The organism is Micromonospora mangrovicola (assembly GCF_047200535.1).
Taxonomy (GTDB): domain Bacteria; phylum Actinomycetota; class Actinomycetes; order Mycobacteriales; family Micromonosporaceae; genus Micromonospora.
Genome location: NZ_JBJZOG010000088.1, coordinates 1 through 12,638, shown reverse-complemented (window position 1 = coordinate 12,638; position 12,638 = coordinate 1). Strand labels below are relative to the sequence as shown.

Genomic DNA, 12,638 nt, shown 5'->3' with positions numbered 1-12,638 from the left:
TTATGCGGCGCGGTCGTACTCGTTGGTCAACCCGCCGAGGACTGGTCGGCGCGCGATGTGTCGGCGGTCGGGGTTGACGACCGGCCGGGTGGATCGTGGGGGAGTGAGGCGCCGGGCCCGGTGGGCCCGCCGCCCGTTGTGGTGCGCGGCGTACGTCGTCAGGACGTGTCGCAAGTGTTGGGCGCCGAAGATGAGCATGCGGTCGGTGACCTCGCTGCGGACGGTGAGCAAGAACCTTTCGGCGAAGGCGTTGGCTCGGGGGCACCGTGGTGGGATCTTGACGGTGGTGATGCCGGCGTCGGCGAGGACCGTGTCGAATGCGGCGGTGAACTGCCCGGCTCGGTCCCGGATCAGGAACCTGAACCGGTCGGTTTGCTCGCCCAGTTCCATCAGCAGGTGCGCACCTGTTGGGTGGTCCAGGGTCCGTCCGGGTTGGCGGTGACGCCGAGGATGTGTACGTAGCGGCTGCCGACCTCCAGGACGAAGAAGACATAGAGGCGGGTCAGGGTCACCGCAGTCGACATGGAAGAAGTCGCAGCACAGCGTCGTGGACGCCTGGGCGCGTAGGAACCGGCGCCAGGTGATGTGATCGCGACGGACCGGTGCCGGCGGGATGCGCAGCCGCTTGAGGATCCGGCGGATCGTGGCGGCGCTGACCCGATAGCCCAAGCCAAGCAGCTCACCCTGGATGCGCTGGTCGCCCCAGCCGGGGTTGTCCCGGGTCATTCGCACCATGAGGTCCACGATCGTCGAATCGACCGGTGGGCGGCCGAGGTGAGGGTAGGTCCAGTGTCGGGCCACCAGCCGGCGGTGCCATCGCAGCAGCGTTTCGGGAGTGACCAGCCGATGCCACCTCAGCGCCTTCGGAAGCTGCCGGGCCATGGCCGCCAAGACCGCCCGGTCGGTCCAGTTCAAGCGCGGCTTGGGGTTTGTGCGGCGCAGGATCGCGTTCTCGTGACGCAGGACGAGGATCTCCACATCCTTGACAGCGTCCGATCGAGCGAGCAGAACCAGCCACTGGATCAAGCGGCAGAACATCAGGTAGATCAAGCACACGGGCACGCCGCCGATGATGACCGACCTACCGGCTCCGCGCCGTACCCGCCCAGGTCAGCGACGACGATCGACTATTGAAAGCCCACAGCCGTTCGGACGGTGATCCGTACACCTCAGTGGTGGATCCGCCCGTCGGTCTCGGACAGTCGCGCACCGCCGCCGCCCCAGCGGGTGCCGACGATCTCCGCGGCGATGCTGACCGCGGTCTCCTCCGGCGTGCGGGCGCCCAGATCGAGCCCGATCGGCGAGAAGAGCCGGGCCAGCGCGGCCGCGGGCACCCCGGCCTCGCGCAGCCGGGCCAGTCGGTCCACGTGGGTGCGCCGGGAGCCCATCGCGCCGACGTACGCGAGCGGCAGGTCGAGGGCCACCTGCAGGACGGGCACGTCGAACTTGGGATCGTGGGTGAGCACGCAGACCACCGTCCGATCGTCGATCTGCCCGGCGCGCGCCTGCGCGGCCAGGTAGCGGTGCGGCCAGTCGACCACCACCTCATCGGCGTAGGGAAACCGTTGGTGCGTGGCGAAGACGCTGCGTGCGTCGCAGACGGTGACTCGGTAACCGAGGAAGGCGCCGATCCGGGCGACCGCGGCGGCAAAATCGGTGGCCCCGAAGACGATCATCCGAGCCGGCGGGGGGTAGGCGTTGAACAGGAGGGTCAGCCCGTCCCCGCGCCGCTGCCCATCCGTGCCGTAGTGCAACAGGCCGGTACTTCCGGCGGCGAGCAGCCCGCGCCCGTCGTCGGCGGCGGCGTCGTCGAGCCGGTCGGAGCCGAGCGAGCCGCCCCGAGCGTCGGGCCAGACCACCAGGTGCCGGCCGAGCCGTTCAGGCGGCCCGTCGACGCAGGTGAGCACGCCGACCGGAGCCCGCCGGGCGATCGCGGCGGCCACGTCAGCGAACTCGGGGAACCTGTTCTGGTCGACCCGTTCCACGTAGATGTCGATGGTGCCTCCGCAGGTCAGGCCCACGGCGAAGGCATCGTCGTCGCTCACCCCGTAGCGTTGTGTCCTCGGCACCCCGGAGGCCATCACCTCGCGGCACAGTTCGTAGACGGTGGCCTCAACGCAGCCGCCCGAGACGCTACCCACAACGGTGCCGTCCGGGCCGACCAGCATGGTCGCGCCGGCCGGGCGCGGGGCGCTGTGCCAGGTGGCGATGACGGTCGCGAGCCCGACCGGCTTACCAGCCTGCCACCACCGGAGCAGATCATCGAGCACGTCACGCATGCCACCCAGTGTGCCGGGTCAGCCATGACCCGCCGCGCGGCGGCGACCGGGTCACCAGCTACCCGCCGTATCGCTGACGGTGGTCAGACTCGGTATCGATGTCACCGCCGGCGGCGATGTCGCCGCACGGCACGATCCGTAGGTCAGTGGCCCGCTTTCGCAGGTACGCCCGGGCGCCCACATCGCCGACGGCCGAGGCGGCGACGCCCGCCCAGTGTGCCCGCCCGAGCAGGACAGGATGGCCGCGATCGGTGCCGTAGCCGGCCATGGCGAGCGAGTCGGGGGCGGCGAGCTCGGCGAGCCGGCGCACCGCCTCGGGGGTGACGCCGGGCATGTCGACCAGGAGTACGACGACGGCGACGGCCTCGGTCGGCTGCAGGGCGGCGAGGCCCACGCGCAGTGAGGAACCCATCCCGGTCGCCCAGTCGGGATTGTCGGTCGTGATGGTATCGGTGAGGTCGGCGCGGGCGCGGACAGCCGCGGCAGCAGCCCCGAGTACTGTCACCACAGGCCGGCAGCCGCCGTCGCGGGCGGCGGCCACCGCGCGCTCCACGAGCAGGCGGCCGTCGAGATCCACCAGGGCCTTGGGACGCCCGTAGCGCCGGCCCGCGCCGGCAGCGAGCACCAGACCGGCGATTGGGAGGCCCGGAACGACTACCCGTCGCGCATCCACGGTCTCACGCTATCGCCCTGTCGACGGTCTCGAGTACCACCCGTACCTCGGCCGGGTCCGGCGCCAGGTCCAGACACCGGGCGACCGCACGACCACCGCGGCGGAAGCGGTCGACCGGCTCAGCAAGGGGAGGACTCCGGTCAGCACGTCACGGTTCTCTGCGGTTGGTACACGAGGGGTCGAGCGTGCCGCCGATGACCCGGCCGGGTCCGGGCGAGCCAACGATTCGCGGCATCCTAGGCGATGCGCCCCATGCCACGCGGGAAGCGGTGGAGACGGGCACACCCGTCCACCGTCACCTGGAAAAGCTCTCCGGTCTGCACCCCTGCTGCTCCATCGGTCGTCGTGACGTTCGGTTGTACGACGACGGTCATGCCTTCGGCGCACCGGAGATCGGGCAGCGGCTCCAGGGTCCGGTCCGTGAGCCGAACACGGGTGGAAGGTAACCGCCTCCAAGGCCGTGCACGAGGTCGTCGACGGTGGTGAAGCCGGCCTCCTCGATGACGGCAGCTGCCTCGACCACCTCCAGCGGGGTGACGCCGGGCGCGAGCAGGGCCTCGATCCGGTTGAGCGCCTCGTCCGCCACCGCGTGGAGCTCCTTGTACAGGGGCGTTGGTTCCGCTCCGACAGTGAAGGTGCGGAGGAGCTGCCCCGGAAAGTCGATGCCGAAGCTGGTGCTCAGCTCGCAGGAGAGGACGTCTCCGGTTGAGAGTCTCCGCTCACCCGGCCACTGAGCAGGGACGCACTGGTCAGGGGAGTCCATGGAGGCGATCGAGATGTAGTGGATGTAACTGGTGCCGCCGAGAGGTAGGTAGCTTCCCTCCACGAGGGCGACGAGCTCGTGCTCCGACGAGCCGGGCAGCCCGCTGCTGCAGTGCCGTGCAGGAGAGATCCGTAAGCTCGGCTGCTCGCTTCAGCCACTCGATCTCTTCCGCGGACTTGCGCAGGCGCAGCCTTGTGTAGGCGCCGTTCAGGTCGACCACGCCACCACCGCCGATTCCAGGACGCGGAAGGCCTGGAACGGAAGAGCCCCGATCACCCCGACCCAGGAGCCGGCACCGGCCCCACGGGCGCGCAGCTCCTCCACGACGCTGCTCGGCGTATGTCCCGCCCCACCGCACCGAGGCCTCGGTGGCCACCCGCCTCGCCTGGGGCACGTGGTTGAGGAAATGCACAAGCAGCGAGTCCTGCTCACCGATCGAGTGCACGACGACGGCCTCCCGGGTGACGGGCCAGCCCGTCAGCCACTGCCCCCCGCTGCCGGAGCGGTTGGCGCCGTACACCACCACGTGCTCGACCTCAGCCCCCGCATCACCTCGTCGAGGGCGGCGGCACGACCCGCCATCGCCTCCTGGCTGAACCTCGGCGGGCCGGCGGACGGGCTGGTCGTGCCTACGGTCATCTGTCACCTGCGGGACGGGCGTGCCGTGGAGCCGCGCACGACGAGCGACAGGGGGAGGAGAACCGACCGTGAGGGGCGGGCGGAGTCCTCGAACAGCTCCAGCAGCATGTGGGCCGCCTCCACCCCGACCTGGTGGTGCGGAACCGCGATCGTGGTCAAGGGCGGACGCAACTTGTCCAGGAAGGGCATGTCGTTGAAGCCGACCACGCTCATGTCCCGAGGACAGGAGATCTTTCGTTCGGCGAAGACGTCGTAGCATCCGAGGGCGATCAGGTCGTTGCCGGCGACGATCGCGGTTGGGTCCGCTCCGGAGCCCAGGAGGTGCCGCAGGGCCTGCGCGCCCGCGTCCTCCGTCCAGTACGCGCAGGCGACAATCAGGGACGGGTCGTCATCGAGACCGTGCTCGTGCAGCGCTGTGCGGAACGCGTTTGCGCGGGCGACACCCGTGGAGGTGCTGGTCGGGCCGGCCAGGTGTGCGATCCGGGTGTGCCCGAGCCCGGCGAGGTGCTTGACGGCCATGGCGATCCCCGCCGCATCGTCGGGGGTGACGCAGGGAACGTCGACGTTCTCGGCGCGGCGGTTGACCAGCACCATCCGGACGCCCTGCTTGTGCAGCTCCCGCAGCAGGGGATGGTCGAGGCGGGCCGTGGCGATGATGAGCCCTTCGACCTGCCGCGACCGGAGCGAGGCCACGAGGGCCTCCTCCCGGGCCGGGTCGTGGTCGGTGTTGACGATCAGGGCGCTGTAGCCGGCAGGGCCGAGGACGTCCTCGATGCCGCGGACGATCGGGGGGAACAGCGGGTTGGTCAGGTCCGGGATAACGAGCCCGATCGTCCGCGACCTTGCGGTCTTCAGGCTGCGTGCGATGGGGTTCGGCTGGTATCCGAGCGACTCAGCCGCCTTCAGCACCCGCCGGGCCGTCTCCGCGTTCACCAGTCGCCGCGTCTCGGGGTTCAGGGCCCGGGAAGCGGTAGCTGCATGAACACCCGCAGCTTCGGCGACGTCGCGGAGGGTGGGGTTGGGCACGGCAGTGATGATAGTGCGCCTTCTGCGAATTGGCCTGCTCATCGGCTACCCCTCACGCCGGTTCCTTCTCCACCCGGCGCCACGTCGCGCGGCCCCACACCGCGAGCAGCGCGAGCGGGACGCTTGTGGCAGCAGCGAGCAGGAAGATCTCTCGGTAGCGGTCGTCCTGGGCGAGGCCGGAGACCACGACGGCGGTGACGGCGCTGCCGACGAATAGTGACCCGGCGAAGAGCGACACGACAGTCGCCCGCGCTCCCGGCAGCACCTCCGTCGCCCATGTCTGCAAGGAGGAGTGCATGGCGGCCCAGGCAAGGCCGAGCAGGAGCGCGACCAGCAGGGCCACCGCCGGCGCCTGGGACACCGCCATGACGATGCAGCCCACGACGGCCGCGGTGCCGCCGAGACCGATCAGCCAGGAGGGATGCAGGTCCCTGGAAAGATGCCCCACGAGCCGCGCGGACAGGAAGACGGCGACGCCGTAGCCGGCGGTGACGCTGCCGGCCACCGAGGAGCTCACCCCCGTTGCCTCCACCGCCGGCGGCAGCAGGGTGAGCGCGCCGAGCAGGACCGCACCCTCGATGAAGGCCAGCAGGAGGACCAGCACGGTCACCCGCGACCGCATCGCCTGCACGAGGGGTGCGACCACGGTCCGGTGCGCGCGGGTCACCGCCGGTTCGGCGAGGCGCCCCAGGCAGCTGGCCAGCAGCAGCGCGGAGCCCCCGGTGATGAGAAAGGCCAGACGCCACGTTGCCACGTGCGCCAGGAGGCCGGCCAATACGGACGCGATCGCTGTACCGAGGGCGACTCCGATCATGAGCCGGGTGATCTGGTTCTGTCGTTGCGGTGCGGGAACCGTGTCGCCGACGTAGATCAGCGCGGCGGGGAAGGCCGCTCCAAAGAAGCCGCCGGCTAGGCAGCGGAGGACCGCCAGTGCGAGCACCGAACCGGCGAGTGCCGAGGCCGCTGTGGTGAGCGCCGACAGGAAGAGCGTGATGCGCAGCGTCCGGACGAGCCCCAGCCGGTCCGACACGAGCCCCCAGACCGGTTGCATGAGGCCGTACGCCACGAAGTAGGCGCCCGCCGCCTGGACGGCGCGGGACATAGGCACGTCGAGGTCGACCGCGATGGCGATCAGCATCGGGGGCATCGCAAAGCGGTCCAGCGTGCTGACGAACGCGGTGTACTGCAACAGCCGGATCGGCGAGGACCAGCGCCGGGAGGCCGTGCTTCTCATCAGGCCTCCGAGGAGACGTACGACGTCAGCCCCGACTCGGGAGCCAGGGCCCCGGCGAGCACGTCCCGGCCGTCCCTCAAGCTCGGGAGGTAGCGCCGGCGCAGGTCCACGACGGTCGTGAGTGCCGCCAGGTCGACCGCCGTGTCGAGGACCAGGCCCTCGCTGCTGCTCTGCAGGCGTGCCAGGTAGCGCCGGGCCAGGTCCCCGGCAAGGCCGAGCACCGACGCGGCCTCCTCCACGGCCGCCTCCTCTGCCGTTCCGTAACAGATGTCGCGAGCCGTTTCCCTCAGGGCGTCACCGAAGCGACGCGCCGGCTCGAGGAAGCGCTCGCCCACAACACTGACGACCGTGCCGAGGTAGGGCGAGCACACATCGCTCACCCGGGCAAGGGCCGCCGCTCCCATTGCTTCGGCCAGCAGCTCGTTGCCCGCGTTGAGCATCGTCGCGTCACACTCACCGGCCAGCAGGGCTTCGAGTCGCCGGGGCGTCGACCCGAGCGTCAGGAGTTCGTACTCGTCCCTTCCGACGCCCAGCGACTCGGCGAGCGCATACATCGCGACGGCGAAACCGGAGGTCGGTACGTCGACACCCACCCGAGCCCCTCGAAGCTGCTCGGGAGCAAGACCTGGCCTGCCGTAGAGCCCGAGCCCCAGGCCGCGGTCCACGGCGCTGACGATGCGGGCGTCGGCCGTGACCCCTAACGGATTCTCCGGGCTGAATCGGTACGCCACCACGTTGTCGGGGCTGGTGAGTGCGACGTCGATCTCGCCCGCGATCAGGGAGCGGAACTGTGCGGGGGAGGATGTCACCGCCACCTCCGTCATCTCGAGGCTCTGCTCATCAAGCCGCCCGGTGCGCCGCGCTACGGCGAGCAGGACCGACGGGGTGAAGGATCCGACAACCATTTCCACCTGCGTCTCCTCGTCCTCCGGCCGCCCTGACGTCGCTGGGCAGACTAACGCAACGTGCAGTCGATTGCAGTATTCCACCATGAAGTTTCGTATCCGTGACGTGCAATTGAGCTGAGCGGTGTGCTTGACATGTCGTGGAGGGCGCGGAGAGACTGCATTCGTTTGCAGGAGTCGGACCCAGGGAGCTCGAGAAGTGGCAGACACGGACGCAAGGGTGGCGTCGGCCATCGCCCACTGGGCCCCCCGCTTCACCACCAACGGGGTCACCGTCTGGGACTTCCAGCGGATCACCGCAAGCGTCACCCGCTGGGAGGACTGGTGCCGGGCATGGTCCGAGGTGGGTGCGGAGCACGAGCGCCTCGGTCGGGACGCCCTCGCGCAGGACCGGCTTCTCTCCGCCGGACAGCACCTGGCCCAGGCGGCCGTCTACTACCACTTCGGCAAGTTCGTCTTCGTGGAAGACCTCGAGCAGATGCGCCGGGCCCATGAGCGGGCGGTTCGCTGCTACCGCGACGCGCTGCCCCACCTGCGACGACCCGGCCGGCGGGTGGAGATCCCGATCGAGGGAGCCAGCCTGGTCGGCGTGCTGCGGCTACCTGAGGGTGAGGGTCCCCACCCGGTGGTGCTCATGGTCCCCGGCTTGGACTCGACCAAGGAGGAGTTGCACAGCACGGCGGAGACGTTCCTCGACCGTGGGCTGGCCACCTTCAGCGTTGACGGCCCCGGGCAGGGCGAGGCGGAGTACGACCTGCCGATCAGGGGCGACTGGACCGCGCCGGCCGAGGCGCTCTTCTCGGCTCTCCTGCAGATGCCTGAGGTGGACAGCGACCGGATCGCCGTGTGGGGGGTGAGCCTGGGCGGTTACTACGCACCACGGATCGCCGCCGCGCTCGGGGACCGGCTGAAGGCTTGCGTCGCCCTCGCCGGACCGTTCAACTTCGGGGAGTGCTGGGAGGGCCTCCCCGAACTCACGCGCAAGGCGTTCGAGGTCCGCTCGCGAGCACGCGACGAGGCGCAGGCGCGGGCGATCGCCCTCACCCTGTCGCTCGAGAAGTCCGCGTCCGAGATCACCGCCCCGCTGCTGATCGTCTTCGGCCGGCAGGACCGGCTGATTCCGTGGCAGCACGCCGAGCGACTGCGGCGTGAGGCGGGGGGAGAGGTGCAACTGGTCATGCTCGAGAACGGCAACCACGGCTGCGCGAACGTCGCCCCCTGGCACCGGCCCTACACCGCCGACTGGCTCGCGCGGAAGCTGGCAGGAGCCCGGTCCGCGCACCCCAGACCCTCGGCTTGACTCGGGAACCAGCCGTTACTACGTTGTTATACAAACGATTGCAAAGGCAGGCTCATGACACACAACAGCGACTCAACCGATCTGACGGTGGGTTGGATCGGGACCGGCCGGATGGGCTTCGCCATGGCCCGCCGTCTCGCCAAGGGGGGCGTGGATCTCGCCGCCTGGAACCGCACCCGGGCCAAGGCCGAACCCCTAGCCGAGGTTGGCAGCACCGTGGTGGACTCGATCACCGAGCTGCGGGACCGCGACGTCGTCTTCACGATGGTCTCAACCCCGTCCGACCTGGAGCAGGTGCTCCTCGGCGAGGGTGGCCTGCTTGAGGACCGCGACCACCTCCCCGGCGTCGTCGTGGACTGCTCCACCGTCTCGACCGAGTCGTCGGAGCGGATGCGGGAAGCCTGCACGGAACGCGGCGTGGCCTTCCTCGCCGCGCCGGTGAGCGGCAACGGCAAGGTGGTCAAGGCCGGCGGGCTCAGCCTGGTCGTCTCCGGGCCCGAGGAGACCTACCACCTCGTCGCTCCACTGCTGGCGCACCTGGGCAAGTCGGTCACGTACGTCGGTCAGGGCGATGTCGCGCGGCTCGTCAAGATCTGCCACAACCTGTTCCTGGGCGTGGTGACCCAGTCGATGGCCGAGATCACCGTCCTGGCCGAGAAGGGCGGCGTCTCCCGGGCGGCCTTCCTCGACTTCCTGAACAACAGCGTGATGGGCTCGGTGTTCTCCCGGTACAAGACGCCGGCGTTCGTGAACCTCGACTACACCCCCACCTTCACGCCGATCCTGCTGCGGAAGGACTTCGACCTCGGTCTTGCCGCGGCTCGTCAGCTCGACGTACCCATGCCGGTCGCCGCAGCCACCGCCCAGCTGGTGCAGGCCACGGTGAGCAGCGGCCGCGTCGACGAGGACTTCGCGATCCTCCTCGACCAGCAGGCGGCGGCCTCGGGCCTCGTGCTCAAGCCGGAGGACGTCGTCGTCGACGACGGGCTGAGCGCAGCGGACGAGGTGAGCTAGCCATGGGGCCGTCAGCTCCGGCCGCCGCACCCATGGCCGCCCCCGGTCACATGGGCGTCGACTACGAGCAGCGCGTCGACTTCGACAGGCTGCGGCAGTACCGCCTCTCCCGGGCGAAGGCCTCTCTGGAGGCCAGCGAGTGCGGTGCCTTCCTGCTCTTCGACTTCTACAACATCCGGTACACCACCCAGACCTGGATCGGTGGTGCCCTCGGCGACAAGATGACCCGCTACGCGCTGCTCACCCGGGACGGCGAGCCGATGCTCTGGGACTTCGGCTCGGCCGCACGGCACCACCGCCTCTACTCGCCCTGGCTGGACCCGACCAACTGCCATGCCGGCATGCTCGGGCTCCGAGGGGCCATCGCCCCCACCGCCGGCCTGATGGAGCAGGCGGTGCGGCAGATCAAGGGGCTGCTCGAGGACGCCGGAGTCGCGGACGCCCCGGTCGGCGTCGACATCGTGGAGCCGCCGTTCCTCTTCGAGATGCAGCGGCAGGGGCTGACCGTGGTCGACGCCCAGCAGCTCATGCTCGACGCGCGGCAGATCAAGTCCTCCGACGAGATCATGCTGCTGACCCAGGCCGCCGCGATGGTCGACGGTGTCTACCAGGACATCGTGGAGGTCCTCAAGCCCGGGATCCGGGAGAACGAGATCGTCGCTCTGGCCAACAAGCGGCTCTACGAGATGGGGTCCGACCAGGTCGAGGCGATCAACGCCGTCTCGGGTGAGCGGTGCAACCCTCACCCGCACAACTTCTCGGACCGCCTGATCCGGCCAGGCGACCAGGCATTCTTCGACATCATCCACTCGTTCAACGGCTACCGCACCTGCTACTACCGCACCTTCAGCGTGGGCAGTGCGACCCCGAGCCAGCGTGACGCCTACACCAAGGCCCGCGAGTGGATGGACGCCTCGATCAACATGATCAAGCCAGGTGTCGGCACCGACGAGGTGGCGGCGGTGTGGCCGAAGGCGGAGGAGTTCGGGTTCGAGAACGAGATGGCGGCTTTCGGCCTCCAGTTCGGCCACGGACTGGGCCTCGGCCTCCACGAGCGCCCGATCATCTCCCGGCTCAACAGCATGAAGGAGCCGATCGAACTCCAGCCCGGCATGGTGTTCGCACTGGAAACCTACTGCCCGGCCAGCGACGGCTTCTCGGCGGCGCGGATCGAGGAGGAGGTTGTGGTGACACCGGAGGGGCCCCGGATCCTCACCCTCTTCCCGGCCCAGGACCTCGTGGTCGCCAACCCGTACTGAGCCGACCTCGCGGCACCCCTGCACCTTTCTCTCGTGTCCACTTCTCTCGAAAGGCGACACACCATGCCCGAGACGACCTCTGCTCCCAGTCCTCTACGGGTTGCCGACCTGCTCACCGACCTGTATGTCGGTGGCAAGGGCGTGCCCGCCGCCGACGGCGGTCGCTTCGACGTGGTCGACCCGGCGACCGGCTCGGTGATCACCACCGTCGCAGACGGCACCGTCCAGGACGCGATCGCTGCCGTGGACGCAGCCGAAAAGGCGGCGGCGGAGTGGGCGGCGACCGCCCCGCGTGAGCGCGCCGAGATCCTCCGCCGGGCGTTCGAGCTGATGACCGCGCAGGCCGACGACCTGGCCAGGCTGATCACGCTCGAGAACGGGAAGGCGCTGGCCGACGCCCGCGGGGAGGTGGCCTATGCCGCCGAGTTCTTCCGCTGGTACTCGGAGGAGGCGGTCCGGGCAACCGGCGAGGTGGTGACGGCCCCCTCCGGGACGAACAAGATCCTGGTGTTGCAGCAGCCGGTCGGCATCTGCGTGCTCGTCACCCCGTGGAACTTCCCGGCGGCCATGGCGACCCGGAAGATCGGTCCCGCACTGGCGGCCGGGTGCACCATGGTGCTCAAGCCCGCGAGCGACACGCCGCTGACCGCGCTCGCCATGGCCCGCATCCTGGAGGACGCCGGCGTGCCACCAGGGGTCGTCAACGTCCTGCCCGCCCGTCGTTCGGGTGCCGTCGTCTCGGCGATGCTGCACGACCCGCGGGTCCGCAAGCTGTCGTTCACCGGTAGCACCGAGGTGGGCAGGATCCTGCTGAGCGAGGCCGCGGACCAGGTGATCAACTGCTCCATGGAGCTGGGCGGCAACGCCCCGTTCCTCGTGTTCGCCGACGCCGACCTGGATGCCGCTGTCGACGGTGCCATGGTCGCGAAGATGCGCAACGCCGGTGAGGCGTGCACCGCCGCAAACCGGTTCTACGTCGAGGCCTCCATCGCCGACGAGTTCAGCAGGCGGCTCGCCGAGCGGATGAAGGCGCTCCGCGTCGGGCCCGGGCTGGACGAGACCAACCAGGTGGGCCCCCTGGTCAACGGCGACACCGCCGCCAAGGTCGAGGAGCTGGTCCGGAGAGCGGTCGACGCGGGCGCGAAGGCCGTGGTCGGTGGCCGCCGTCCAGAGCGAGAGGGCTACTACTACGAGCCCACCGTGCTGCTCGACGTGACCCCGGACTCACCGATCCTGAAGGAGGAGATCTTCGGGCCGGTGGCGCCGATCGTGACCTTCGAGGACGAGGCCGAGGCGATCCGGCTGGCCAACGCCACCGAGTACGGACTGGTGTCCTACGTGTTCACCGGCGACCTGGCGCGCGGCCTGCGGCTCAGCGAGGCGCTCGACTCCGGCATGGTCGGCCTCAACCGTGGCCTGGTCAGCGACCCGGCCGCCCCGTTCGGCGGCACCAAGCAGAGCGGCGTGGGCCGGGAGGGCGGCCACCACGGGATGCTGGACTACCTGGAGGCGAAGTACATCGCCGTGAACTGGTGACCCCATCAAC

12 protein-coding genes are annotated in these 12,638 nt (G+C 69.8%); 4 read left to right on the top strand and 8 right to left on the bottom strand.

Annotation, left to right across the window (positions count from 1 at the left end):
- From ACL02O_RS26345 to ACL02O_RS26310, 8 genes are all read right to left on the bottom strand, one after another.
- Positions 1–390: an integrase core domain-containing protein gene (locus tag ACL02O_RS26345; protein ID WP_412820852.1), complete on the bottom strand. Its 390-nt coding sequence runs from the start codon at positions 388–390 to the stop codon at positions 1–3.
- Positions 390–524 (bottom strand): hypothetical protein, encoded by a 135-nt coding sequence (locus tag ACL02O_RS26340; protein ID WP_412820851.1) that lies wholly within the window; start codon positions 522–524, stop codon positions 390–392. Before ACL02O_RS26340 ends, ACL02O_RS26345 begins: the two co-directional genes overlap by 1 nt.
- A 645-nt stretch (positions 525–1,169) precedes the next feature.
- On the bottom strand, positions 1,170–2,279 hold the full coding sequence (locus ACL02O_RS26335) for an XdhC family protein (RefSeq protein WP_412820850.1): 1,110 nt from the start codon (positions 2,277–2,279) through the stop codon (positions 1,170–1,172).
- 58 nt (positions 2,280–2,337) lie between these two features.
- Positions 2,338–2,952 carry a nucleotidyltransferase family protein gene (locus tag ACL02O_RS26330; RefSeq protein WP_412820849.1) on the bottom strand — a complete coding sequence of 205 codons (615 nt, stop codon included), beginning with the start codon at positions 2,950–2,952 and terminating at the stop codon, positions 2,338–2,340.
- A 370-nt stretch (positions 2,953–3,322) separates the two neighbouring features.
- Entirely contained in the window at positions 3,323–3,814 is a 492-nt protein-coding gene (locus tag ACL02O_RS26325) for a M24 family metallopeptidase (protein ID WP_412820864.1), read from the bottom strand.
- 543 nt (positions 3,815–4,357) lie between these two features.
- Complete coding sequence (locus ACL02O_RS26320) at positions 4,358–5,380, bottom strand: LacI family DNA-binding transcriptional regulator (RefSeq protein ID WP_412820848.1); 1,023 nt, start codon at positions 5,378–5,380, stop codon at positions 4,358–4,360.
- Between the two features lie 52 nt (positions 5,381–5,432).
- Positions 5,433–6,614 (bottom strand): MFS transporter, encoded by a 1,182-nt coding sequence (locus ACL02O_RS26315; RefSeq protein WP_412820847.1) that lies wholly within the window; start codon positions 6,612–6,614, stop codon positions 5,433–5,435.
- Positions 6,614–7,525 carry an ABC transporter substrate-binding protein gene (locus ACL02O_RS26310; protein ID WP_412820846.1) on the bottom strand — a complete coding sequence of 304 codons (912 nt, stop codon included), beginning with the start codon at positions 7,523–7,525 and terminating at the stop codon, positions 6,614–6,616. Before ACL02O_RS26310 ends, ACL02O_RS26315 begins: the two co-directional genes overlap by 1 nt.
- A 193-nt stretch (positions 7,526–7,718) precedes the next feature.
- Between ACL02O_RS26310 and ACL02O_RS26305 the strand changes: the two genes are divergently transcribed.
- From ACL02O_RS26305 to ACL02O_RS26290, 4 genes are all read left to right on the top strand, one after another.
- Entirely contained in the window at positions 7,719–8,819 is a 1,101-nt protein-coding gene (locus ACL02O_RS26305; RefSeq protein ID WP_412820845.1) for an alpha/beta hydrolase family protein, read from the top strand.
- 54 nt (positions 8,820–8,873) lie between these two features.
- A complete protein-coding gene (locus ACL02O_RS26300; protein ID WP_412820844.1) occupies positions 8,874–9,833 on the top strand; it encodes an NAD(P)-dependent oxidoreductase in 960 nt (319 codons plus the stop codon).
- A gap of 2 nt (positions 9,834–9,835) precedes the next feature.
- Positions 9,836–11,092: a M24 family metallopeptidase gene (locus ACL02O_RS26295; protein ID WP_412820843.1), complete on the top strand. Its 1,257-nt coding sequence runs from the start codon at positions 9,836–9,838 to the stop codon at positions 11,090–11,092.
- A 63-nt stretch (positions 11,093–11,155) separates the two neighbouring features.
- Positions 11,156–12,628 (top strand): NAD-dependent succinate-semialdehyde dehydrogenase, encoded by a 1,473-nt coding sequence (locus ACL02O_RS26290; protein ID WP_412820842.1) that lies wholly within the window; start codon positions 11,156–11,158, stop codon positions 12,626–12,628.
- Positions 12,629–12,638 lie beyond the last annotated feature (10 nt).